Source organism: Kibdelosporangium aridum, assembly GCF_900176515.1.
Classification (GTDB): Bacteria; Actinomycetota; Actinomycetes; order Mycobacteriales; family Pseudonocardiaceae; genus Kibdelosporangium; species Kibdelosporangium aridum.
In genome coordinates, this window is sequence record NZ_FWXV01000017.1 from 34,293 (window position 1) to 56,508 (window position 22,216).

Annotated in this window: 25 protein-coding genes; 16 read left to right on the plus strand and 9 right to left on the minus strand. The window is 66.8% G+C overall.

What is annotated here, in order from left to right; genetic code table 11:
• Window positions 1–20: 20 nt before the first annotated feature.
• Window positions 21–803, plus strand: coding sequence for a DUF742 domain-containing protein (locus tag B9C43_RS50910; RefSeq protein WP_084434475.1), 783 nt, complete (start codon window positions 21–23; stop codon window positions 801–803).
• On the plus strand, window positions 784–1,392 hold the full coding sequence (locus tag B9C43_RS50915) for a GTP-binding protein (protein WP_037254387.1): 609 nt from the start codon (window positions 784–786) through the stop codon (window positions 1,390–1,392). Before B9C43_RS50910 ends, B9C43_RS50915 begins: the two co-directional genes overlap by 20 nt.
• A gap of 76 nt (window positions 1,393–1,468) precedes the next feature.
• Here the strand turns inward: B9C43_RS50915 and B9C43_RS59195 are convergent, their stop codons facing one another.
• On the minus strand, window positions 1,469–2,290 hold the full coding sequence (locus B9C43_RS59195) for an amidohydrolase family protein (protein ID WP_084434528.1): 822 nt from the start codon (window positions 2,288–2,290) through the stop codon (window positions 1,469–1,471).
• Window positions 2,287–3,051 (minus strand): patatin-like phospholipase family protein, encoded by a 765-nt coding sequence (locus B9C43_RS59200; RefSeq protein WP_084434476.1) that lies wholly within the window; start codon window positions 3,049–3,051, stop codon window positions 2,287–2,289. Before B9C43_RS59200 ends, B9C43_RS59195 begins: the two co-directional genes overlap by 4 nt.
• A 43-nt stretch (window positions 3,052–3,094) precedes the next feature.
• On the opposite strand from B9C43_RS59200, the gene B9C43_RS50930 reads away from it, so the two are divergent.
• Together B9C43_RS50930 and B9C43_RS50935 are read left to right on the plus strand one after the other, a co-directional pair.
• Window positions 3,095–3,985, plus strand: coding sequence for a patatin-like phospholipase family protein (locus B9C43_RS50930; RefSeq protein WP_235039319.1), 891 nt, complete (start codon window positions 3,095–3,097; stop codon window positions 3,983–3,985).
• Between the two features lie 183 nt (window positions 3,986–4,168).
• Window positions 4,169–5,080 (plus strand): MerR family transcriptional regulator, encoded by a 912-nt coding sequence (locus B9C43_RS50935; protein WP_084434477.1) that lies wholly within the window; start codon window positions 4,169–4,171, stop codon window positions 5,078–5,080.
• Between the two features lie 168 nt (window positions 5,081–5,248).
• On the opposite strand, the gene B9C43_RS50940 is transcribed toward B9C43_RS50935, so the two are convergent.
• Window positions 5,249–7,513, minus strand: coding sequence for a helicase-associated domain-containing protein (locus B9C43_RS50940; RefSeq protein ID WP_143447190.1), 2,265 nt, complete (start codon window positions 7,511–7,513; stop codon window positions 5,249–5,251).
• 103 nt (window positions 7,514–7,616) lie between these two features.
• On the opposite strand from B9C43_RS50940, the gene B9C43_RS50945 reads away from it, so the two are divergent.
• From B9C43_RS50945 to B9C43_RS50960, 4 genes are read left to right on the plus strand one after another with little or no spacing between them, the layout of a single operon-like run.
• Entirely contained in the window at window positions 7,617–7,802 is a 186-nt protein-coding gene (locus B9C43_RS50945) for a hypothetical protein (protein WP_033390375.1), read from the plus strand.
• 25 nt (window positions 7,803–7,827) lie between these two features.
• A complete protein-coding gene (locus B9C43_RS50950) occupies window positions 7,828–9,210 on the plus strand; it encodes an NAD-dependent malic enzyme (RefSeq protein WP_033390374.1) in 1,383 nt (460 codons plus the stop codon).
• A 12-nt stretch (window positions 9,211–9,222) separates the two neighbouring features.
• Window positions 9,223–10,143, plus strand: a complete 921-nt coding sequence (locus B9C43_RS50955) for a molybdenum cofactor biosynthesis protein MoaE (protein ID WP_084434478.1) — start codon at window positions 9,223–9,225, stop codon at window positions 10,141–10,143.
• Window positions 10,144–10,171: 28 nt separating this feature from the next.
• Entirely contained in the window at window positions 10,172–10,696 is a 525-nt protein-coding gene (locus B9C43_RS50960) for a DUF3592 domain-containing protein (protein WP_084434479.1), read from the plus strand.
• Between the two features lie 81 nt (window positions 10,697–10,777).
• Here B9C43_RS50960 and B9C43_RS50965 read toward each other — a convergent pair whose 3' ends face one another.
• Both B9C43_RS50965 and B9C43_RS50970 read right to left on the minus strand, forming a co-directional pair.
• Window positions 10,778–11,401 carry a transglycosylase family protein gene (locus B9C43_RS50965; protein WP_084434480.1) on the minus strand — a complete coding sequence of 208 codons (624 nt, stop codon included), beginning with the start codon at window positions 11,399–11,401 and terminating at the stop codon, window positions 10,778–10,780.
• Between the two features lie 381 nt (window positions 11,402–11,782).
• Window positions 11,783–12,055: a MoaD/ThiS family protein gene (locus B9C43_RS50970; RefSeq protein WP_235039326.1), complete on the minus strand. Its 273-nt coding sequence runs from the start codon at window positions 12,053–12,055 to the stop codon at window positions 11,783–11,785.
• A gap of 49 nt (window positions 12,056–12,104) precedes the next feature.
• Here B9C43_RS50970 and B9C43_RS50975 point away from each other — a divergent pair, with 49 nt between their 5' ends.
• On the plus strand, window positions 12,105–12,944 hold the full coding sequence (locus tag B9C43_RS50975) for an alpha/beta fold hydrolase (RefSeq protein WP_084434482.1): 840 nt from the start codon (window positions 12,105–12,107) through the stop codon (window positions 12,942–12,944).
• 5 nt (window positions 12,945–12,949) lie between these two features.
• The gene (locus B9C43_RS50980) at window positions 12,950–13,546 is read left to right on the plus strand and encodes a TetR/AcrR family transcriptional regulator (RefSeq protein ID WP_084434483.1); all 597 of its coding nucleotides are present in this window, start codon (window positions 12,950–12,952) and stop codon (window positions 13,544–13,546) included.
• Here B9C43_RS50980 and B9C43_RS50985 read toward each other — a convergent pair.
• Window positions 13,530–14,978, minus strand: coding sequence for a DHA2 family efflux MFS transporter permease subunit (locus B9C43_RS50985; RefSeq protein ID WP_084434484.1), 1,449 nt, complete (start codon window positions 14,976–14,978; stop codon window positions 13,530–13,532). The two genes, B9C43_RS50980 and B9C43_RS50985, sit on opposite strands and share 17 nt — an antisense overlap.
• Window positions 14,979–15,077: 99 nt before the next feature.
• Between B9C43_RS50985 and B9C43_RS50990 the strand changes: the two genes are divergently transcribed.
• The 3 genes from B9C43_RS50990 to B9C43_RS51000 are packed head-to-tail and all read left to right on the plus strand — an operon-like array spanning window position 15,078 to window position 17,196.
• On the plus strand, window positions 15,078–15,569 hold the full coding sequence (locus B9C43_RS50990) for a MarR family winged helix-turn-helix transcriptional regulator (RefSeq protein WP_084434485.1): 492 nt from the start codon (window positions 15,078–15,080) through the stop codon (window positions 15,567–15,569).
• Window positions 15,569–15,961 carry a TOBE domain-containing protein gene (locus B9C43_RS50995; protein WP_033390366.1) on the plus strand — a complete coding sequence of 131 codons (393 nt, stop codon included), beginning with the start codon at window positions 15,569–15,571 and terminating at the stop codon, window positions 15,959–15,961. The genes B9C43_RS50990 and B9C43_RS50995 overlap by 1 nt, the downstream gene beginning before the upstream one ends.
• Before the next feature lie 23 nt (window positions 15,962–15,984).
• On the plus strand, window positions 15,985–17,196 hold the full coding sequence (locus B9C43_RS51000) for a DUF1444 family protein (RefSeq protein WP_033390365.1): 1,212 nt from the start codon (window positions 15,985–15,987) through the stop codon (window positions 17,194–17,196).
• Here the strand turns inward: B9C43_RS51000 and B9C43_RS51005 are convergent.
• Window positions 17,178–17,984, minus strand: a complete 807-nt coding sequence (locus B9C43_RS51005; protein WP_084434486.1) for a metallophosphoesterase family protein — start codon at window positions 17,982–17,984, stop codon at window positions 17,178–17,180. The two genes, B9C43_RS51000 and B9C43_RS51005, sit on opposite strands and share 19 nt — an antisense overlap.
• Before the next feature lie 23 nt (window positions 17,985–18,007).
• Window positions 18,008–18,787, minus strand: a complete 780-nt coding sequence (locus B9C43_RS51010; RefSeq protein WP_033390363.1) for an HAD-IIA family hydrolase — start codon at window positions 18,785–18,787, stop codon at window positions 18,008–18,010.
• A gap of 114 nt (window positions 18,788–18,901) precedes the next feature.
• On the opposite strand from B9C43_RS51010, the gene B9C43_RS51015 reads away from it, so the two are divergent.
• Window positions 18,902–19,123, plus strand: coding sequence for a hypothetical protein (locus B9C43_RS51015; RefSeq protein WP_033390362.1), 222 nt, complete (start codon window positions 18,902–18,904; stop codon window positions 19,121–19,123).
• Window positions 19,124–19,169: 46 nt separating this feature from the next.
• Complete coding sequence (locus B9C43_RS51020; protein ID WP_200826082.1) at window positions 19,170–20,786, plus strand: AMP-binding protein; 1,617 nt, start codon at window positions 19,170–19,172, stop codon at window positions 20,784–20,786.
• 50 nt (window positions 20,787–20,836) lie between these two features.
• Here the strand turns inward: B9C43_RS51020 and B9C43_RS51025 are convergent, their stop codons facing one another.
• Window positions 20,837–21,364 (minus strand): RICIN domain-containing protein, encoded by a 528-nt coding sequence (locus tag B9C43_RS51025; protein ID WP_160097325.1) that lies wholly within the window; start codon window positions 21,362–21,364, stop codon window positions 20,837–20,839.
• Between the two features lie 110 nt (window positions 21,365–21,474).
• On the opposite strand from B9C43_RS51025, the gene B9C43_RS51030 reads away from it, so the two are divergent.
• The gene (locus B9C43_RS51030) at window positions 21,475–22,203 is read left to right on the plus strand and encodes an IclR family transcriptional regulator (protein WP_235039320.1); all 729 of its coding nucleotides are present in this window, start codon (window positions 21,475–21,477) and stop codon (window positions 22,201–22,203) included.
• The last annotated feature ends 13 nt before the right edge of the window (window positions 22,204–22,216 follow it).

The following is a 22,216-nucleotide window of genomic DNA, read 5'->3' on the forward strand; positions in this document are numbered from 1 at the left end:
GTTGGGCGGGGTGAGAGCAGATGGCTAGAGGTCACCGAGCCTCAGGCGGTCGGTTCGGCGCGGACTTTTCGTATCGGGACTGGGCTTCGACCGGGTTCCGATTCGACGAGCCCGACGCGGGTGGCCCCGACGACGATGATGACGCCGCGGTCGACGTGGCGGTCTATCACGAGCCCGATGAGGCGTTGGACGAGCAAGACCATCGGCTGCCGAGCCGGCCGGAGCGGAGGCAAGAGGAAATGCCGGAGCGAGGTTGGGAGGACCTGCCCGAGCACGGACTTGGGGACCCACCGAACAGGATCGACCTGGATGGCTACCGAGCGAGGTTGTTCGGTGGGCCAGGGGCTAGCCTGTACGGCGACCCGGGAGTGCCAAGGCAGAATGACTGGAACTCCGACCAGCTTCCCGCGGTGCCAGCCGCTACGGAGTGGGAGGAGCCGGTCAGAGCTGAACCGATCGCAGAGACCGGTTCGCTGGTCCGTCCCTACACGAAGACCGGTGGGCGCACGCGGTCCGACTACGACTTGGCCATCGAGGCGCTGGTGTCGACCAGTGACCGAGGAAGGCTGCCGGAGGCGGCTGTGCTCCCCGAGCACAGGTCGATTTGCGGGCTGTGTCTCGACACGCGCTCGGTCGCCGAGGTGGCCGCACACTTGCGTCTGCCACTCGGCGTTGCCCGGGTGCTGATCGGTGACATGGCCGGCATGGGGCTCGTGCTGATCCACCAGAGCGGCATGGTCGTCGGGGACCGGCCGTCGATCGAGTTCATGGAAAGGGTGCTCAGTGGGCTCCGCAGGCTCTAGTCCTCACAACCCGCGGGCCGTGGCGCGTCAGGCGACGACGTCCGCGAAGATCGTCGTCGCCGGTGGGTTCGGCGTCGGTAAGACCACGTTCGTCGGAGCGGTCTCGGAGATCGTGCCGCTGACCACCGAGGCGGTGATGACCGAGGCGAGCCAGGACGTCGACGACCTGTCGGCCACGCCGAACAAGGTCACCACCACGGTGGCGATGGACTTCGGCCGTGTCTCGCTGGACTCGGATCTGATCCTGTACCTGTTCGGAACGCCGGGCCAGCACCGATTCTGGTTCATGTGGGACGACCTGGTGCGCGGTGCGATCGGCGCGATCGTGCTGGTGGACACCCGCAGGCTGGCCGACGCGTTCGCCGCGATCGACTTCTTCGAGGACCGGCAGCTGCCGTACATCGTGGCGATCAACTGCTTCGAGCGGGTGCTGCACCACCGGGTCGAAGACGTGCGGGACGCGCTGACCATCGAGCCGTCGGTGCCGGTGGTGACGTGTGACGCGCGAGATCGGGAATCCACCAAGGAAAGCCTGATCACGTTGGTCGAGCACGCGATGCACCAGCGGATGTCGGCCCGCGCGGTCTGATCTGCTCTCACCAGCGGCTGTCGCCCTCGTCGGCGGCAGCCGCTTTGGTGCGCCCGCAGAGTGATCAACTCCGGCCTCAGCGGCCGAGGTACTCCCGCACGCGGTCCGCGGCCGCTTGGGCGTCCGCGATGACCCGGCCGTTGTCACCGGTGACCTTGCCGTCCTTCTTCAGCGGCACGCCGTTCACGAACACCCACTGGACGTTCACCGGCTGCGCGTTGAAGACCACCTGACTGGCCCAGTCCACCTTGGGCGCGAAGTTCAGTGCCTGCGTGTCGATCACCTGCAGGTCCGCCTTCTTCCCCGGCGTCAGCGAACCGATTTCCTCCTCCAGTCCAAGGACTTCGGCACCACCCAACGTCGCCATCCGCAGCGCGTCGGCAGGCGTGGGATACCGGGCCGGATCCGTGGACTGAGCTCGCTGCAAGCCGACCGCGGCCCGCATGTTGTTGAACATGTCGGACGTGTCGTTCGTCCCGCCGTCCAGGCCGAGGCCGAACTTCATGGTGCGGGCCTTCATCTCCGGCACGCGTGCCACACCGGATGCCAAGCGCATGTTGGAAAGCGGGTTGTGGGCGATGCGAACGTCATGCGTCGCAAGCTCGTCCAGTTCCGCGTCCGTCGCGTGCACCACGTGGTTGGCCAGCAGTCCGGGGCGCAGGGCTCCGGCCCGGCGCAAGACTCCCATCTGGTCGGTTGCCGGGTCTGCTTTGGACTCCAGCAGGTGCACGTTCAACGGCACGCCCAGCTCTTGCGCCAGCTGCTGCGACGCTTCGACGTTGACGACGTTCCAGTTGGCTGGATGCGTGCCGATGACCAGGCCAACGTCAGTACGAACAGTCGTTTTCCCACAGGCGGGACAGTATCGACACCCGGCTGATCGCGCGCGCGACTTCAGTGCAGCTTTATGGACTGGCCTTGCCGCAGTCCGGCCTCGGCGCTCGGGATCCTGCTCGCGGGGTCGAGGACGTTGGCACCCATCGCCTTCATCGCGCCCTCGTCCGGCGTGATCACCTTGGCGTTCGGTGGCGGCGCCAGTTCCACGATCGGTGCGATGATCAGGATCTCGTCGTGGTCCGCGACCAGGTCCGCGTTGTTGGACATCCGGATTCCGCCGTCCATGTAGCGCTTTCCGTCGATCGTGATCGGCGGGAAGACGCCGGGTACCGAGCAACTCGCCGCGACGGCGAGTCCCAGAGCCACACCGGAATCACGGGTGAACACTGTGCGTTCGCCTGAACCTGTGTCGTACGCGACCACCGAGATGTTGCTGTCCGGCCATTCGGGCGACGGCAGGTTCCTGCCGATCACGTTCACGAACGCCTCTTCGGGCATGGTTTCCGCGGCCAACGAGACGTCGGCGACCATCCGCACGGCCTCGTCCGGAGGAAGACTGTAGGCCTTGCCGAACAGTTCCATCAGCTTGTCGATGTCCGGGACCGGGCCAGCGGCGTTGTTGGCCGACGGCGGTGCCGGTGTGGTCTGGAGCCGGTACGCCTCAGCAGGAGAGATGTGGCCGAGTGCCGCGGCGACTATCGAGCCGGCCGACGTCCCGACGATCATGTCGACGTCGAGGACCGTTTCGCCGAGCCCGTGCAGGATCCCGACTTCCCAAGCGACTCCGGCGATTCCACCACCGCCAAGGACAAGTGCGCGCATACCCCCATTCTGCTCATGTCAAACTTGATCTGTGCACCCTGTTATGCGTCTGATCTCTCGTCGTCACGCGGACGGCAGCCGCCCCGGTTACCGGGCCGACGGACACCGCATCGCGTTGGCGATCGAAGGCGGCAGCAGCAGGGGAACTTATTCGAGCGGCATGGTGATGGCCATCGAAGAACTCGGCCTGACCAGGTGTTTCGATGCCGTGTACGGATCGTCCGCCGGTGCGCTGAACGGCGCGTGGCTGCTGTCCGGGCGTGCTTTGTCCGGAATGCGCGGCTGGTGGGATCCGGAGATCATGCACCAGGTCATCAACCCGTGGCGGTTCTTTCGCGGCAAACCCGTGCTGGACACGAAGTTCCTGGTAGACACCGTCTACGAAGAACTGACGCCGATGGATTTCCCGGCGATCCTGGCCAACCCGGTGAGCTACCACCCGATGGCCACCGACGCCGAAACCGGCCAGCCGGTCGACTTACGGCCGTACATCCGGAAAGTCGAGGACCTGAAAACGGCCCTGCGCGCCACCGCGTGCATGCCCGTCCTCGCCGGTAAGCCGGTTTTCCTGGCAGGCAGGCGTTACGTCGATGGCGGCGTGGCCGAGCCGCTTCCTTTCCGTACGGCCCTTGCCAATGGCGCGACGCATGTCCTGGTGCTGCGCACCCGGCGTGCGACCGAGCGTCCGACGAAACCGCGCCGCATGCACAGCATGGTCGTGCCGCGGGCGTTGCCTGGCTTGCGAAGCGTCTGGGTCCAGCAGTATCCCCGCGACATCGCAGACGAACAGCTGCTGACCGAACTTCCTACGGTCATGTCAATTCGCCCGCCCAGCGACGCGCCGACAGTATCCCCTTTGGAACGTGACACGCAGCTGCTGCGCAAGGCCGTCATGCTCGGCCGCCAAGCAGTGCACGACGCGCTCGCCGCCTAGGCCGTGTTTTAGCCTGCCGTCGTGCGGATGCCCCAGCAGGAAAACGACGGCCCTGCGGTCATTACGGAGGAAGGACACATTTCCTGGCATTGGCGCGGGGCGGTGTGTACAGAGTTGCACCTTCCGTAGCGGCATGTGGTCCAGTGGACTTACGTCCCGATCCCTTGAGGAAGGTCCCTGCTCATGCATTCGTCTTTCATGCCACCCCGCCAGGTCAAGATCGGTGACGCGGCGGCCTTCGCCGGCAGCACGCCACGGGCGATTCGCCATTACCACGAGATCGGCCTGCTCCCTGAGCCTGAGCGGGGCGGTGATGACCGCCGCCGCTACGGGTACGAGGACATGATCCGCCTGCTGTGGATTCGCAAGATGGCCGACGCTGGGATCGCACTGGACGACATCCGTGACGCCTTTACCACCGGCCCGGCTTCCGCCGGTGCGGACAGCGGAGACGGTATCGCGGGCATCTTGGAGCGGTTGGCGGAAACCCTCGCCGAGCAGGAGGCGGAACTGCGGCGGCAACGGACCGCCGTGCAGCGGATGCGCACCGAAGGCAGCCGGATGGGCCTGCTCTCCGACTTCGTCACCGAACGCCTCAAGAGCCTGCCCGAAGGCTCCCTGCGTCAGGCGGACCTGGACAGTCTGCTGGTCACTGAGCGGATCTTCGGCCCGCTCGGCGCGGCCGTCCAGGCCACCCGCTTCGTCGTCCTGGCCACGCATCCCACGCTGCGGGCGGATTCCGACCGCATCGATGCCGCCGAGGAGGCACTCGATGACAGCGTCGCCGTCGATGATCCACGGGTGGCTCAAGTGGCCGTCGAGCGGCACGCCTTCGAAAGCGCCCTGCAGGCCGTCATCGAGGAGTCCGGCCTGGGTAAGGACGACGATGCGCTCTGCGATGCCTGGGACACTTCGCACTCTGCTACCGCCGATGACGGCGAGGACGAGGCCGACCTCAGCTCTGGCAGGCGGGAGGCTGACTCCATGAGCGCGTTCGAAGCCATCGGCAAGATGCCCTACGACTTCTCCCCAGCCCGCCTGCGCTGTATGGAACTGGCCGAAGAGCTGTCCGCCCAAGACTCACCCGCTACCTAAAACACGGCCCAGTTGTGTCCACCACCCCAGCACGGTGTGTCCACCACACCGACACCATGAAATGCACTTTCCGGCACAACGAGATCACCGGTCGGTCCGCGCATGGGGAATTTCATTGTGCCGGAACGGTGGACACGGTGTGCCGGAACGGTGGACACGGCGGTGGGCCTAGTCCTCCACCAGTGAGGCCGATGTGATCCGGTGCAGGGCGAACCTGTGCGTCTCCGAACGGGTCGAGTCCAGTCCTTCCAGGACGCCCGCACCGACCCGGATGGGCTCGATCACGCGCTGGCTCGCGGTGCCGTTGCCGTCGACGTACCCGATGAACACGCTTCGGCCCTGTGCGGCTGCTTCCTGAAGCAGGGCAAGGGTTTCCGACGTGTCCGCGCCTCGGCCGCCGGCCAGTGCGACGGTTCTGCCGCGACGGGTCGCGGCGGCCTTGTCGCCCGCGCGCATCGCGCTGACCAGGTCCGCGAGCTGCTCCGGGCTGGGTGGTTTCGGGATCGCGGTGCCTTTGGCACGTTGCCGCAACGGAACTCTGAGGCCACTCGGGCGCAGATCCATCAACCGGCCGTCGGAGTCCTCGGCGGACGGCGCGAAACCCGCCGCTCGCAACTCTTCCAGCACGTCGGCCAACGGTACGGGGCTGACCAGCACGCCCGGCGCGATCTTGCGCAACTCCAACCGCGCGCCGGCCGGGCTCGACGCCACTTCCGCCAGCAACGTCTCGTCATCGCAGCGCAGGAAGGACATCGCCGTGCCTCCGCGCAGCCGTCCGTGCCTACGGGCGACGTCGTCGATCATGTACGTCAAGCCCTGCGGGACCGGCGTTCGCGACCGTGTCCGGAACAGTTCGTGCAGGTCGGTCGACGTTCGACCGGCGTCCAACGCGCGCCTGATCGAGGCCTCGCTGATCCGGTAAACCGTTGCGCCACCGGCCGATTCGACGTCCGCTACCAAGTTGATCTCGTGCGCGAGCGTTTGCTCCAACGGTCCTGGCGCGACGACCGTGAGGTCTGCCTGCACCAATACGTGATCCACGGGTGTCGGCATGGCTTCGGCCATCTGCTTGGCCGCGGCGGCCGGGCCGTCCGCCAACAGGCCGCGGGCGGCTGACGTCAGCGCACCGAACGCGACCAGGCCAAGCGCTTGCGCCTCTCGGACCGTCCAGTGCACCAGGTCGTCACGCAGCCGTCCGCCCCGGCGCGGCGCCCGCCAGGCCAGCAGCCCGGCCAGGTCGTCCACTGAGTCCACTCCGGTGCCCGGCTCGAACTCGCCCAACGCGTCGAGGACCCGTCGCCGGGACGCGGGGGCGAGCGGCCGCCGCAGCTCCTCGGACAGGGGAGCGATCACCTTGTCCCGTATGTCCTTGCTGCCCGCGAGCCCCGGCAGCCGAGGCAGGTCCAGCCAGCACGAGGCCAGCGTCGCCCAGCGCTGCGACGGCGAGGCCACGAGCCACACGTCCGCCTGAGTCGTCGGCGCCCATTGCGGCGAGGTCGTGTCGGTCGCGATCACCAGCCCCGCGCCAAGCGCCAGCTCGGCGAGCAGTGTCACGCGCGCCTCGTCGACCTGCAGTTCACGGGCCAGCTTGCGGATGTCCCGTACGCCGAGCCCGCCCGCCCGCAGCACGGCAGGCGGATCCTCCGACCACGCCGAGATCAGCGACTCGGTGTGCCGGATCAGCTCCATCGCCTCACCGGCCGCAGTGGAATCCACAGTGGACAGATTGCGGGCGGTGGTCTGCACCGGCGGCGGGTTGGCCTTGACCTGGCCCATCGGGTTCGCGCCGCGCAGCGCCAGCCCGACCTGCCGCGGCAGCTCGACCGTCTCGGCGTCCAGCCGCAACAAGAGCCCACGTGCCAGCAGCTTCTGCACCGGCGTCTCGGCCTGCTCAAGCGGCACGATCACGTTCGCGTCCCGGCTGCGGCCAGTCGGCTGGCCCTCGGCCAGCGTGGCCAGCAGCCTGCGCTCCGGTTCGGACAGTCCGGACAGCAGATCGGTCACGTCCTTGCCGTCCAGTTCGGACGACCGGCGCCCCAGACCGCCGGGAAACATCCCGGCCGCCTCCCGCGCCGAGGGCACCACGCTCAACGCGTCGTCCGAACCCCACGCCAAGGCCAGATCGATCAACGTGGCCAACGCCTCACGGACCCGTTTTCGTGGCACCTTCGCGCCAAGCATCGCGGCCACCTCGGCCAGCGTGACCGAGCGGGTGTCCGCGTCGCACAACAGCAGCGCGTCCAGCACGGTCAACGTGAAGGTGTCCAGCGATTCGGCCGCTCGTGCGACGGACGCCCGACTGCCTGCTCTGGTCGCCAGAACGGACGTGTCCGCAGGTATCGGCGTCGCCAGGTCCGGGCGCGCACCGAGCAGCCGGGCCAACGCGGCGTCATCCCGCTCGCGCAGCCACTCGGTTAACGTGGAGACTGACACCCTGACCACGGTATACGCGCGTGCTCCGGCAGGTGCGAGGTCGGGTACCGTACGGGCGGATTTCCGCATCGACAAGCGGGCGAGCACTTCGAGGAGGAGTTCGGTGGCCAAGGTCAACCCGGACCGGATCGACCCAACCTGGCCCGAGAAGCCGGTCAACGCCGCGCATCCGGTCAGCGAACTCGCGGCGGACATGCAGGGCGCGCTGTCGCCCTTCGGTGACGTGACCTTCCCGCTGCCCGTCGAGGACCTCGGCTACCAGCACCCGGTCACGGAGATCAACAAGTAAATCGTTCTCTCGCGGGGAGCAAGACATGCCAGTGCCCGGTCCTGGTTATTCGATCACCATCCGGGTCGAGGCCCCGCCGTCGGCGAGTGCCGCCGGCGACCTGACCTCGGCCGTCGGCCGGGTAGGCGGCGTCATCACGGCGTTCGACGTCGTCGAGTCGCACGCCGACCGCGTGGTCGTGGACATCACGTGCAACGCGACGTCCGCCGAGCACGCCAACGAGATCACCGAGGCACTGGGTGAGCTGCCCGGTGTGGCGGTCCGCAAGGTCTCCGACCGGACGTTCCTGATCCACCTCGGTGGAAAGCTCGAAGTGCACTCCAAGGTCGCGCTTCGCAACCGTGACGACCTGTCCCGCGCCTACACGCCGGGTGTCGCCCGGGTTTGCCAGGCGATCGCCGCGAACCCCGAGGACGCACGCCGGCTGACCATCAAGCGCAACACGGTCGCTGTGGTGACCGACGGTTCCGCGGTGCTTGGACTGGGCAACATCGGCCCGGCCGCCGCCCTTCCGGTGATGGAAGGCAAGGCCGTGCTGTTCAAGAAGTTCGCGGACGTGGACGCGTGGCCGATCGTGCTGGACACGCAGGACACCGACGAGATCATCCGGACCGTCGAGCTGATCGCCCCGGCCTACGCGGGCATCAACCTCGAGGACATCGCGGCGCCGCGCTGCTTCGAGATCGAGGCCCGGCTGCGCGAGAAGCTGGACATCCCGGTCTTCCACGACGACCAGCACGGCACGGCGATCGTCGTGGTCGCTGCGCTGCGCAACGCGTTGAAGGTCGTCGGCAAGTCCCTTGACCAGTGCAAGATCGTGGTCTGCGGCGTCGGCGCGGCGGGCTCGGCGATCATCCGGTTGCTGCAGCACCGCGACCCGGGCGACATCATCGCGGTCGACATCAACGGCATCGTGCACGCCGAGCGCGGCGACCTGGACTCGAACCTCGAGCAGATCGCCGCGAGCACCAACAAGGACGGTGTCTCCGGCACCCTGCACGACGCACTGGTCGGTGCGGACGTGTTCATCGGTGTCTCCGCGCCGAACCTGTTCGGTGCCGAGCACGTCAAGACGATGGCCAAGGACCCGGTCGTGTTCGCACTGGCCAACCCGGACCCGGAGATCGACCCGCTCGAGGCCCAGCAGTACGCCGCCGTCGTGGCGACCGGCCGCAGCGACTACCCGAACCAGATCAACAACGTGCTGGCCTTCCCGGGTGTTTTCCGTGGACTGCTGGACGCGCACGCGCGGACCATCACCGACGACATGTTGCTGGCCGCGGCCGACGCGATCGCGGACGTGTCGAACGGTGAGCGGATCAACGCGTCGTTCATCGTGCCCAGCGTCTTCGACGCGGCGGTCGCGCCCGCGGTCGCCGAAGCGGTCCGCAAGGCTGCTCAGCAGTAAGGATTGTTGGCAATGACGAGCACGGCGCGGGTAATCACGGCATCGAACAGGGCGGCAGCGGGCGTCTACGAAGACCGCACCGGCCCGATCATCGTCGATTGGCTGCGAGTTCGCGGCTATGACGTACCCGCGCCCGTCGTTGTCCCCGACGGCGCACCAGTCGCCGCGGCGCTTCGTGAGGCCGTCGCATCCGGGGTGCATGTCGTCATCACGACGGGCGGTACCGGCATCACACCGACGGACCGCACGCCCGAGGCCACGTCCTCAGTGCTGGACTACGAGATCCCGGGCCTGGCCGACGCCGTGCGCGCGGCGGGCCAGCCCGAGGTCCCCACCGCGGCCTTGTCCCGTGGACTCGCCGGAGTGGCCGGAAAGACGCTGGTCATCAACTTGCCCGGGTCGACCGGCGGCGTGCGCGACGGCCTTGGGGTGCTCGAAGGAGTGCTCGACCACGCGGTGGACCAGCTGAGCGGCGGCGACCACGAGCGCCAGCAGGGCCAGATCGTGCCCGCCCGGGTCATCCGGGCGGTCGTGACCGATGAGCCCCTGTCGGTCGAGGAGCACGCTGAGGTTGTCGCCGACCGGGCAGCCGGAGCCGTGGTGACCTTCGGCGGCGTGGTCCGTGACCACGACCGGAACAAGAGCGTCCGTGAGCTGTCCTACAGCGGCCACCCCAGTGCGGCCGAGGTCATCGAGCGCGTGGCCGGTGAGATCGCCGGGTCTCGGCCGGGCTTGCGTGGCATCGCGGTCAGCCACCGGATCGGTGACTTGCAGATCGGCGACGTGGCCCTGGCCTGCGCGGTCTCGGCAGAGCACCGCGCCGAAGCGTTCGCGGCGTGCTCGGACTTGGTCGACGAGGTGAAGCGGCAGCTGCCGATCTGGAAGCACCAGACCTTCACTGACGGCACCGATGAATGGGTCAACTGCCCGTAACGCCTGATGTCCCGGCTGCGATCACGTCATGTTCAGCAGCCGGAAGACTGGGGGCGTACCGGTGTCAGGTGTCACAGACGACTTTCTGGGCGAGAAACCCAAGAAGCCAAGGCAGTCCCGCGCGTTCGCCCGCGGGTTCTCGATCTTCTTCCTAGGGTTCGCTCTTGTCTTCGGCGGGGTGAGCCTCTGGTTCTCCTACGACCAGTCCACATGGAGTGAGGCCGACGCGACGGTCATCTCGCGCGAGAAGCGCAGGAAGGGCATCGACCTGCGCGTCGAGTTCGAGACACCGACCGCCACCAGGACCACGTTTGTCGTCCGCGAGTGGAAGACCCTCCGAGCCGTGGGCGACGCGGTCAGGATCCGCTACGACGTGCGGAGCTCGGGCGAGGTCCGCAACGCCCGGCTGGCCGAGGAACCGATATCGGAGCCGGAGTTCCTGGTGGGCGCGGCCGGTTTCGCGATTGTCGGGCTGGGCTTGGTGTACTGGTCGTGGTTCCGCATGCCACCGGATGGCAAGCAGCGTTCACCACGGCGGCGGGATCCGAGCTGAGCCGTGAATGTGGCTGAAGCCCGGAATCCGGTCGTGTCACCGGATTCCGGGCTTCGGGCCTCAGCCGCCCGTGATCATCACTTACTTGGTGACGATCTTCTGACCCGGGAAGATCAGGTTCGGGTTGCTGACGCTGCTCTTGTTCAGCTCGGCCAGCTTCTGCCAGCCGCCCTGGACGTTCAGCTTCGTGGCGATGCCGGACAGCGTGTCGCCGACGACGACGGTGTAGTCACCGACGTTGTTCTGCGCGACCGGAGCCGCCACGGCGGGCTTCGAAGGCTTCGGGGTGGCCTTCTTCACCGGCTTGGTCGCCTTCTTGGTGGTGGCGGGCTTCTTGGCGGCACCGGAGGCGCCGGACTTCTTGCCGCACACCGGCCATGCGCCGATGCCCTGCGACTTCAGCACGTTCTCCGCGACGCGGATCTGCTCCTCGCGGGACGCGTTGTGCGCGCTGCCCTTGCCGCCGTTGGCGGTCCAGGTGCGCGGGTGGAACTGCAGACCGCCGGAGTAGCCGTTACCGGTGTTGATCGACCAGTTACCGCCGCTCTCGCACTGCGCGATGGCGTCCCAGTTGACGCTGCCTTCAGCCTGCGCCGGTGCCGCTGCGATCGCCAGGGGCGCGCCGACCGCGAGGCCAGCGATGGCGACGCGAGCGATGGTGCGGGTAGCGAAGGTCGGCCTGCGGTGCTTGCCGGGGTTAGTCATTTCGCTCTCACCTCCAGCGCCTGCTGCGTGCTGGGAGGGGTCACTCGGGGTTCGCCCTCCTGCCCCCGTCCGGAAGTTGTCTCTCACTCGGGGCTCGGGTCCTGGGAGCCCACCGGACGGGGTTCGGCGCTGCGGGCTCTCAGGTCTTGCCGGGTTGGTCGGGTCCAACCCGAGAGCGACCGTACGTAACCAGAACCGAGATCGGAAATTTATGTGGGCGTGACCTAGGTCACAGTAACGTCACGCAACCCCCTGCGATATGAGGTATATCCGCAGGTAGGGACGCCGTTATCGGTTCGTTTCCTGGCCGAGATTTTTCACTCTAAGTGAGACCTGCGTCATGCGTGTCGCGACCCGGTTGGGCCGTTCGTGCACGCCCATTCAGCCGCCGGCAAACGGCGGGAGGACGTCCAGCTGAACTCCGTCGGACAGTCGCGTGCCCGGCGACCGGACCGCGACGCCGTCGAGCAGGAAGCTGCACGCGGTCAGTACGCCGGCGAGCTTCTCGCCGTGCTGTGCGGAGATGGTGCTGGCCGCGTCGGCCACTGTCGCGCCTGCTGGGAGGGCTATCAGCTCCTCCTGGATGCCGGCCGCGGCGCGCGCGCCTGCGAAGTACCGGACCTGGACTGTGACCTTGTCACTCACCTCGGTGATTCTAGTCTCGCGTAGACATACATACGGTATGTATGTTTTTATCGACGGCATGCCGACACGGAAATCCGCCCGGTTGCGCCGGGCGACGATTGACTACACAGAGTGGGGAGATGGGCCGCCGGTCGTGTTCGTGCACGGCCTGCTGGTCAACTCGGGGCTGTGGCGCCACGTCGCGCCGGTCGTCGCGGACGCCGGAAACCGTTGCATAGCACCGGATTGGCCGCTCGGCGGGCACACCACACCGGTGCCGGACGCCGACATGAGCCCGCCGGGCGTCGCCGATCTGATCGCCGAGTTTCTGGACACTTTGGACCTGCGGGACGTCACGATCGTCGCGAACGACACCGGCGGTGCGCTCGTTCAGCTTGTCCTGACAAGGAACCCGGACCGCATCGGCCGGGTCGTGCTCACCCCGTCGGACTGCTTCGAGTACTTCTTCCCGCCGCTGTTCGCACCGCTGCCGAAGCTCGCCCGCGTTCCCGGCTTCGCCTCGGTGCTCGTGGCCGCACTGCGCTCGCGATGGGTCCAACGGTCCCCAGCCGCCTTCGGCTTCATCGCGAAACGTCGTATTCCCAACGAAATCGTCGACTCCTACCTCGCGCCGAGCCGCCGTAGCAAAGCTGTCAGGGACGACCTGACGAGGTTCCTCCGGAACGTCCACAACCGACACACCATCGCCGCGGCCGAGCAGCTGCGGGACTTCACCAAGCCGGTGCTGCTCGCCTGGGCCCGCGAGGACAAGGTGTTCCCGGTCAAGCTCGCGTACCGGCTTGGCGAGATCCTGCCGAAGGCGACCGTCGTGGAAATCGACGACAGCTACACGTTCGTCCCGGAAGACCAACCCGCCGAGCTGGCCGAGCAGATCATCGGGTTCATCAAGGCAAACTAAGGCGTATGCCGCGCACCCAGCAGGACCGTTCGAAGGCGACGAAGAACGCGTTGATCAAGGCAGCGCGTCCGATGTTCGGCGAGCGGGGCTACGCAGGCGTCTCCGCCGACGAGATCGTCGCGGCCGCTGGGCTCACACGTGGTGCGTTGCACCATCACTTCAAGGACAAGCAAGGCCTGTTCCGTGCGGTGTTCGAGCAGATCGAAGCCGAGCTGAGCGACGAGATCGCCGCCGCGATGGACAAGGCGGCGGACGTCCCGGCCCGGATGGCGATCGCCTTGCCTGCCTTTCTCGACGCCTGCCAGCGGCCGGAGGTGCTGCGGATCGTCCTGCAGGACGCGCCGACCGTGCTCGGCTGGGAGACCTGGCGGGCGATCGAGTCCGAGTACGGCCTGAAGCTGATCAACGACCTGATGGTGCAAGCAGCCTCGGCAGGCGTGCTGGCGCACGAGCCTTCCGAGGTGCTTGCCCGGTTCGTGTTCAGCCTGCTGGTCGAGGCCGTGATGGTGATCGCGCACGCGGACGACCCGGCTCAGGCCCGCGGGCAGGTCGAGGCGAACCTCGGGATCATGATGTCCGGCCTGTTCAGTGCGCCTGGCTGAGCCGCTCGGCGGTGATCTTGCGGGGCAGCAGCAGGCTCAGCAGTGCGACCACGACCAGCGTGCCGACCACGTACCACGTCGTACCGCTGAAACTCGACGTATAAGCAGTGACGTCCGGCGCGTGGCCGATCCCGTCGAAGAACAGCACACCGAGCACCGCGATCCCGACCGCGCCGCCGAGCTGGTCGGCCGCGTTGAGCGTGCCGGACGCGGCGCCCGCGTCCCGCGCTGCGATCTCGGCACCGGCCATCGCGAAGATCGGCCCGACCACACCACCCATTCCGAGCCCGCCGATCAGCAGCCACGGCGCCAGGTCCCAGAACCCGACCCCGCTGTCCACAGTGGTCAGCATCATCACCATCGAGCCGGCCATGACCAGAGCGCCGACCGTCGTCACGTACCGGCCGAACCGTGTGACCAGCGCATTGCTCGGGACCACCGACAACGCCACGCCGATCGAGAACGGCAACGAGGTCAGCCCGGCCTGGATCGGCGTGAAGCCGAGGCCGAGTTGCAGCGTCAACGTATAAGGAAGGAAGAACCCGGCGAGTGCGGCGAAGAAGAGCGCCGCGATCGCCGAGCCCGCACTGAATCCGCGCGAGGAGAACAACCGCATCGGCACGAGCGCCGAACCGCCGCGCCGACGGGAGCTGTATATGAACAGTGCGAAGACCGGCACCGACGCGGCCATCGACAGGAACGTCCACAGTGGCCAGCCCAGCTCGCGGCCCTGCACCAGCGGCACCAGGATCAGCGTCAACGCGGCCGAGACGAGCAGCATGCCGCGCAGGTCCGGCTTGATCGCGTGGTCCGACTTGGTCTCCGGCACGATCAGGGCTGCGACCACCATCGTGATCACCCCGACCGGCACGTTGACCAGGAAGATCGCCCGCCAGCCCAGGCCGAACAGGTCGTGCTCGACCAGCAGCCCGGACGCGAGCGGTCCGACGACCGAGGCGAACCCGGCGATACCGCCGAACAACCCGCCCGCGGCGGCCCGCTCGGACGGCGGGAAGGTGGCGTACATCGTGCTGAGCACCTGCGGGATCATCACGGCAGCGGAAAGTCCTTGCAGCACACGGGCACCGATCAGCACCTCGGGAGTCCATGCAAGGCCGCAGAGCAGGGAGAACGCCGTGAACCCGGCCATGCCGAGCAGGAACATCCGTTTCCGGCCGAACAAGTCGCCCAGTCTTCCGCCGGTGATCAACCCGACGGCGAAGGCGAGCGTGTACCCGGCCGCGACCCATTGCACGGCGGCGTTCCCGGCGCTCAGGTCGTGGCTGATCGCGGGTAAGGCGACGTTGACGATGGTGGTGTCGAGCAAGTCCATGAACCCGGCGATCATCAGCACGGTGAGTGCCGCCCATCGCCGCGGGTGTGCGGTGAACGCCTGGTCAGCGGCTGATGTGGGCAGTGTCGTGGTGCTCATGACGGATTCCTCCGGTTATTATGTCTTTAGAACAAAGCTTGTCAGCGACTAAGCCTCTTAGTTACTAAGATAACTGGAGGCTAAGAGGAGTGGTGTGCCATGTCAACCTCGGCCGAGCGCGGCACGTACCCGGTGCCCCCGGACGAGCTGGCGCGGTTCGGCGACATGGGCCGGGAGATGAGCGGCCTGACCGTGCTGTTCCACTCCCGGATCGCCGAGCAGATGGGTGTGTCGGCGACCGACTACAAGTGCCTGGACATCGCGATGCGGGTGGACGAGCCGCTGACCGCCGGCCAGATCGCCAAGATGTCCGGCCTGTCGACCGGCGCGGTGACCGGCGTGATCGACCGGCTGGAGAAACACGGGTTCGTCCGGCGCGTCCGTGACCCGCACGACCGCCGCAAAGTCCTCGTCGAGGTCACGAAGGTCGACGAGCACAAGTACGACCACCTGTTCACGCACCTGGCCACCGGCCTCGAGGACGTGCTGACCAAGTTCTCCCCGCCGGAGCGCGCGATCATCGAACGGTTCCAGCGCGAGTTGGTCGACCGGTTCCGCAAGGACGCGTTCGCTGAGCTGGAGAACCGCTGATGCCCCGGTTCCGCTTCGCCGAGGCGGCCAAACTGCTCGGTGTGAGCGACGACACCATCCGCCGCTGGGTCGACGCGGGCGAACTGTCCTCGAGCCTCGACGCGTCCGGGCGGAAAGTGGTCGACGGGGCCGAACTGGCTGAATTCGCCCGGTCCCATGCGAACGAAGTGCCCGATCCGTCCGGTATCGGCCGGTCGGCCCGCAACCGGTTTGTCGGCCTGGTCACGTCCATTGTGATCGACAAAGTGATGGCACAGGTGGAAATGCAGTGCGGGCCGCATCGGGTCGTGTCACTGATGTCCGCCGAGGCCGTGCGGGAACTTGGTCTTGAACCCGGCTCGTTGGCGGTGGCTGTGGTGAAGGCGACGACCGTGATGGTGGAAACGCCTTAGTCCATGTCGGATACCTTGTGGATATGGGTTTCCTGGGGCGCATCAAGCGGGGGTTCGGCCGGGGGCGGACACCTGAGGAACAGTTCACCGACGATTTCGTGGCCACCATCAACCGGTTGCCGGGGATCGCGAAGATCACCAGGACCGACGGATTCGGCATCGACGTGCGCAGGGTGGGGGAGACCGGTGCGCATTCGATCTTTTTGGGCAATCTGTTCGCCGAGGTGAAGCACCTCTCGCCGGCCGAGCGAAAAGAAGCGGTCCGCCAGTTCGTCGCGGCGATGTTCGCGCAGCCGGACGAGCCGGAAAGCTGGGAAGCGGCCGCGCCACGGCTGCGGCCGGTGCTGCGTACGGCCTCATACGCCCAGGCAGGACAGGTCGGCGGGATCACCGTGGCGAGCCGTCCGGCACTGCGGCACCTGGTCGAGATGATCGTGATCGACCACGAGCACCGGATGAGCCTGGTCAATTCGGACAGCCTGGAAGAGTGGGGCGTCACCTTCGACGAGGCCTACCAGCGCGGTGCGCAGAACCTGATGGTCGAAGGCACGCATCTGGCGCGTTTGGACAATGGCGTGTTCGCGGTGGCCAGTGAGGACACCTATGAATCCTCGCGGCTGGTCGTCCCGGGATGGCTGGCCGGACTCGGTGAGGAAGTCGGCATTCAGCCGGTGGCCGTGGTGCCGTCCCGCGACATGATGCTGATCGCCGATGAGCGGGACGAAGCCGCGGTGCTCTGGATGCTCGACGAAGGACTGAAGATCTTCGCCGACCACCCGCGCTGGCTCTCGCCGGTTCCGTACAAAGCGGACGAGGACGGCGACATCGTCGCGTGGCAACCGGCGCAGGGAAGCATGGCGCACGCGTCAGTCCGGCTGGCCGAACGGACATTGGAGACGTTCGAGTACCGCGAGCAGCGAAACCGGATGGAGAAGCTGTTCCGCCAGGCGGGCGAGGACCTCGAGATCGCCGAGTACGAAGTGGGCACTGGTCCTGATGGGACTGCTCGGAGCATGACCACGTGGCCGCAAGGTCATGACGCCTTGCTGCCGTACGCCGACGACATCCTGTTCCCGGCGTCCAGTGGCGCGTTCCGGGTCTCGTGGTCGACGGTCATGGAGGTACTGACCACCGAGTGGGAGGAAGCCCTCACCACGCCGCCCCGCCGCCGGACCTTGAAGTGGCCGGACGAGCATGCGCTGGCCAAGCTGCGGGCTCAGTCCTCCGGCGTGTAGGGCAGCGGCACGACCAGGCACGGGCCGCCGACGAACAACCCGCCGTCGATACCGAGCACCTTCCCGCCCGCGTACTCGTAGGGCGCTTCGACCTGCGCGGGCAGGATCCCCAGCTGGTCGGCGATGACGCTGTGGCCGTGCACGACCTGCTTGCCGCCGAGGATGTCCAACAGCTGCTCGGCGACCTCGGTGCCCTGTGGTCCGCGGAAGGAGTACCTGGTGGTCATCCGCCGCCAGCACTCCCACCATTCGCCGAGGTCATCGGACTGCAGCAGGGCCCGCACGGCGTCGTTGACCTTCTCGATCGTCTCGCCCCACTGCAGGTACTCGATGGTGTCCGAGTGCATCAGCAGGTGGTCGTCGACCAGCGCGAGCACCGGCCGCGACGTCAGCCAGTCCACGTGCTCGGCGGTCAGCGCCTCCTGGTCCTCCTCCTGGCCGCCGTTGATCTCCCAGCTGCGCGCGAAGCTGCGTGGCCCGAAGTCGGACGGCACGTCCGTATCGCCGAACCGGTGCATGCCCAGCAGCAGGATCTCGTGGTTGCCGAGCAGGCTGTCGACCACCCCGCCCGCTTCGGGGGCCTGCTCGTACAGCCGCATCACCAGGTCGATCACGCCGACGCCGTCCGGCCCCCGGTCGACGAAGTCACCGAGAAACCACAGGTGGGTGTCGCCCCCGGACCAGTTCGCGTCCTCGTCGACCAGGCCGTTGGCTCGCAACGCCCCCTCGAGTTCCGCGCGGTGCCCGTGCACGTCCCCGATCACATAGGTCCGTCGCTCATCCCGCACAAAAGGAGACGATACGAGCCCGTCTAGTCGAACGGATTCAAGGTATGCCCAATCAGGTCCGCGATCGAGTTGATCACCCTGGTCGGACGGTACGGGAACTGCTCGGCGGTGTGCTCGTTCGAGATCCCGGTCATCACCAGGATCGTGGCGAGACCGGCCTCAAGACCTGCGCGGACGTCCGTGTCCATCCGGTCGCCGATCATCAGTGTGTTCTCCGAGTGCGCCCCCAGCGAGCGCAACGCCGACCGCATCATCAGCGGGTTCGGCTTGCCCACGAAGTACGGCTTGAACCCGGTCGCCCGTTCGATCAACGCGGCCACGGCGCCGGTCGCGGGCAGTGAGCCTTCCCGCGAAGGGCCGGTGGCGTCCGGGTTGGTCGCGATGAACTTCGCGCCTTCTTCCACCAGGCGGATCGCGCGCGTGATCGCCGTGAAGCTGTATGTCCTGGTCTCGCCGAGGACGACGTAGTCGGGGTCGCGGTCGGTCAGCACGTATCCGATCTCGTGCAACGCCGTGGTCAGCCCGGCTTCGCCGATCACGAACGCCGAACCGCCCGGCCGCTGCGAGTCCAGGAACCTGGCCGTCGCCAGCGCTGAGGTCCAGATCGATGTCTCAGGAACGTCAAGACCTGTCCGAAGCAGCCGCGCGCGCAGGTCGCGTGGCGTAAAAATAGAGTTGTTGGTCAGCACATGGAACCGGATGTCGTTGGCACGCAGTTCAGCGAGGAACTCGTCCACCCTGGGAACGAGGTGTTCCTCGTGGACAAGCACACCGTCCATGTCCATCAGATAGTTCCAGGTCATGGGGACATGATCGCAGCGTTGCGTGGATGACGTCCTTTCGGCCGTCTCGATGGGCTTGACCGCCCATCCGGCGGACGATAGTAATGGCGACTGGAGTAACGGCGAGGAGTTGAATTGGGTCGCAGGCACAAGCCGAGTCGCTGGCCGGTCAACTGGACCGTCGTCGGCGTTGCCGCTGTGCTCACCCTGATAATCGGCGTTGTCATCGCGTTTCTGGCCAACGACGACAAGCGCGGCGGGATCGTGGTCCCCGCGCCGAGTTCCGCACCGCCCGCGCTGGTCAGGTCGACCGGGCCGCAACCGGTGGTCGGTGCGTCGATCTTGCCAGGGCGGTAGCGGACAGTTCTAAGGTGAGATAGACCACATCGTTGGGAGGCTCGCCGTGTCGGTTCCTAGCTACGCATCGGGTACGTCGACCGTGCCTTTGCTCGGGGACACCATTGGGGACAACTTCGACCGGACCGTCGCCGCTTTCCCGGACCGGGACGCACTCGTTGACCGCGCTTCAGCTCGCCGCTGGACATATCGGGAGTTGTCGGACGAGATCACGGCGGTCGCTCTCGGCCTGCTGGCGCGCGGCGTCAAGAAGGGCGACAGAGTGGGGATCTGGTCGCCCAACTGTGCCGAGTGGACGTTCGTGCAATACGCGACCGCGAAGATCGGCGCGATCCTGGTCAACATCAACCCCGCGTACCGGGTGCACGAGCTGTCCTATGTGCTCAACCAGTCCGGAATCCGGACGCTGATCTCCGCGGCGTCCTTCAAGACGTCGGACTACGCGGCCATGATCGAGGAGGCGAAGCCGAACTGCCCGGCGCTGCGCGACGTCATCCTGCTCGGCAGTCCAGAGTGGACCCAGCTGGTCGATGCGGGCCGGGCGGCCGATCCGGCCGCGCTGGCGGAGATCCAGCTCTCGCCGGATGATCCCATCAACATCCAGTACACGTCCGGCACCACCGGCTTTCCCAAAGGCGCGACGCTGTCGCACCACAACATCCTGAACAACGGGTTCTTCGTCGGCGAAGGCTGCGGCTACACCGAAGCGGACCGGGTCTGCATCCCGGTGCCCTTCTACCACTGCTTCGGAATGGTGATGGGAAATCTTGCGTGCACGTCGCACGGCGCGTGCATGGTCATCCCAGCGCCGTCGTTCCAGCCCGCCGAGACACTCGCCGCCGCGGCCGAGGAGAAGTGCACGTCTTTGTACGGCGTGCCGACGATGTTCATCGCGATGCTGGCCGAGGCCGACTTCGACTCCTACGACCTGTCCAGCCTGCGCACCGGGATCATGGCCGGTTCGCCGTGCCCGGTCGAGGTGATGAAGCAGGTCATCGAGCGGATGGGGATGAACGAGGTGACGATCTGCTACGGCATGACCGAGACGTCACCGGTCTCCACGCAGACCACCGCCGAGGACTCGCTGGACCGCCGAGTGTCCACAGTGGGCAGAGTGCACCCGCACCTCGAAGTCAAGATCGTCGATCCGGAGACCGGTTTGACCGTGCCGCGCGGAACTCCTGGCGAGTTCTGCACCCGCGGGTACTCGGTGATGCTGGGCTACTGGGAAGAACCGGACAAGACCGCGGAGGCGATCGACGCGGCCCGCTGGATGCACACCGGCGACCTCGCGGTGATGGACGACGAGGGGTACCTGAGCATCACCGGCCGGATCAAGGACATGGTGATCCGCGGCGGCGAGAACATCTATCCCCGGGAGATCGAGGAATTCCTCTACACGCACCCGGACATCCTTGACGCGCAAGTCATCGGCGTTCCCGACGAGCGGTACGGCGAGGAACTGATGGCGTGGGTGCGGATGCGCGAAGGCGCGGATCCGTTGACAGCGGAGGCGTTGAAGGAGTTCTGCGCGGGCAGACTCGCGCACTACAAGGTGCCGCGCTATGTCCACGTGGTCGACGAATTCCCGATGACTGTCACCGGAAAGGTCCGGAAAGTCCAGATGCGTGCGGAGGCACGCGACATTCTCGGTCTGTCCTGAGCGTCAAGCGGTGCCGGGCAGATGAGCCCGGCACCGCTTCCCCCGACGGGTCAAGCGCTGACGAACCGGAACCGCTGGTTGGTCTGGTTCGGACCGAGGCACGCCCACTGCGTGGCGGCGGCGCCGTCGTCCATCGACCCCGGGCCGCCGGTGATGTCGAGACACTTGCCGCTGTGCACGGCGACAAGGTTGTAGTAGGCGCCGCCTATCCGCTCGATGCGCCACAACTGGTTGGCAGGGCTGGGGTTGAAACACGTGAACTGCACGGCGGCGGCACCGTCGTTCATCGCCGAGCCTGGAACAGTAAGACATTTGTTGCTATGCAAGGCTGCCACCTTGTAGTGCAGGCCATTGCCTATGTCGACGAGCTTCCACAACTGGTTGGCCTGGCTGGAGCCGAAGCACGTCCACTGCACGACAGGAGCGTTGTCGAGCACGGACGCGTTGTAGACGTCGAGACATTTGTCGCTGTGCTGTGCCCGGATCTGGAAGTACACAGCGGCCGAGGCCGTACCCCCGATGGCCGTGAACAGCGCTCCGGTGAGCGCGAGGACAGTGAACAATGCTCTGAGTTTCACCTTGGTTCTCCCCTCTGTCGGCCCGTTGGGCCGGTTGCCACATCGTGCGATGGCGGGAACCTGAGGGAAAGTTCTCGGTCCGCTGAGTGAACCGGAGCGGGGGAGTCCAATTGGGCCGTGGCGTACTGGACGGCGCGTTCGCGCTGTTGGAAGAACTCACGCGAAGCGGTGAGGCGGGGCTGACCCAGATAGCCGCGAACGCGGGGTTGCCCAAAGCCACCGCGTATCGGCTGTTGCGGCAACTCGTCGCGCTCGGTGCGGTGGAGCAGCGGGCAGGTCAGTACCGGATCGGGCCGCGGATGTTCCACGTCGGGCAGGCGTGGCAACCGGCTGCGGCGTTGCGGGCCGCGGCATGGCATCCGTTACGCCAGCTCGCGTCGGCCATCAGTGGTGCGAGCGTGAACGTCGGCGTTCCTGACGCGGGCCGGACTTTGATCGTGGCCACGCTTCGCGGGGACGCCGACGACGCCATAGAAGTCCGCCCTGGGCTGCGCTTCCCGCTTGGTGTCGGGCAGGACCGCCTGTGGGCAGCCTATTTCCCGAACACCGAATTGCCACCGGTTTACACTGCCACGGAGTGGCAACGGCTGGTGCGCGACGTGCGCAAGCACCACGGACTGGTCATCAACAAGGAATGCCCTTACGTACCAGCTGTTTCGACGGTTGGTGCGCCGGTCGTGCACTCGCTCACCGGAGAGGTCATCGCGTCGGTCAGCGCACGGGTTCTGGACAACCGGGTGCTCAAGTCGATTGCTCCGGTGGTCAGCCGCGCCGCGAACATGGTCGCGGCGAATCTGTCCCGGCTTACCGCGAAGAACCCCGCTTTGTACTCGTGGTGATGCGGCTAGGGTG

Bases quoted from the DNA above. Each gene is read 5' to 3' on its own strand.
- B9C43_RS50950 (WP_033390374.1), top strand. From the start codon at position 7,828: ATGCCAGTGCCCGGTCCTGGTTATTCGATCACCATCCGGGTCGAGGCC.
- B9C43_RS50990 (WP_084434485.1), top strand. From the start codon at position 15,078: ATGTCAACCTCGGCCGAGCGCGGCACGTACCCGGTGCCCCCGGACGAG.
- B9C43_RS50995 (WP_033390366.1), top strand. From the start codon at position 15,569: ATGCCCCGGTTCCGCTTCGCCGAGGCGGCCAAACTGCTCGGTGTGAGC.
- B9C43_RS50930 (WP_235039319.1), top strand. From the start codon at position 3,095: ATGCGTCTGATCTCTCGTCGTCACGCGGACGGCAGCCGCCCCGGTTAC.
- B9C43_RS50910 (WP_084434475.1), top strand. From the start codon at position 21: ATGGCTAGAGGTCACCGAGCCTCAGGCGGTCGGTTCGGCGCGGACTTT.
- B9C43_RS50965 (WP_084434480.1), bottom strand. From the start codon at position 11,401: ATGACTAACCCCGGCAAGCACCGCAGGCCGACCTTCGCTACCCGCACC.
- B9C43_RS50960 (WP_084434479.1), top strand. From the start codon at position 10,172: ATGTTCAGCAGCCGGAAGACTGGGGGCGTACCGGTGTCAGGTGTCACA.
- B9C43_RS50980 (WP_084434483.1), top strand. From the start codon at position 12,950: ATGCCGCGCACCCAGCAGGACCGTTCGAAGGCGACGAAGAACGCGTTG.
- B9C43_RS50955 (WP_084434478.1), top strand. From the start codon at position 9,223: ATGACGAGCACGGCGCGGGTAATCACGGCATCGAACAGGGCGGCAGCG.
- B9C43_RS51000 (WP_033390365.1), top strand. From the start codon at position 15,985: ATGGGTTTCCTGGGGCGCATCAAGCGGGGGTTCGGCCGGGGGCGGACA.
- B9C43_RS51010 (WP_033390363.1), bottom strand. From the start codon at position 18,787: ATGACCTGGAACTATCTGATGGACATGGACGGTGTGCTTGTCCACGAG.
- B9C43_RS50975 (WP_084434482.1), top strand. From the start codon at position 12,105: ATGCCGACACGGAAATCCGCCCGGTTGCGCCGGGCGACGATTGACTAC.
- B9C43_RS50935 (WP_084434477.1), top strand. From the start codon at position 4,169: ATGCATTCGTCTTTCATGCCACCCCGCCAGGTCAAGATCGGTGACGCG.
- B9C43_RS50985 (WP_084434484.1), bottom strand. From the start codon at position 14,978: ATGAGCACCACGACACTGCCCACATCAGCCGCTGACCAGGCGTTCACC.
- B9C43_RS59200 (WP_084434476.1), bottom strand. From the start codon at position 3,051: ATGCGCGCACTTGTCCTTGGCGGTGGTGGAATCGCCGGAGTCGCTTGG.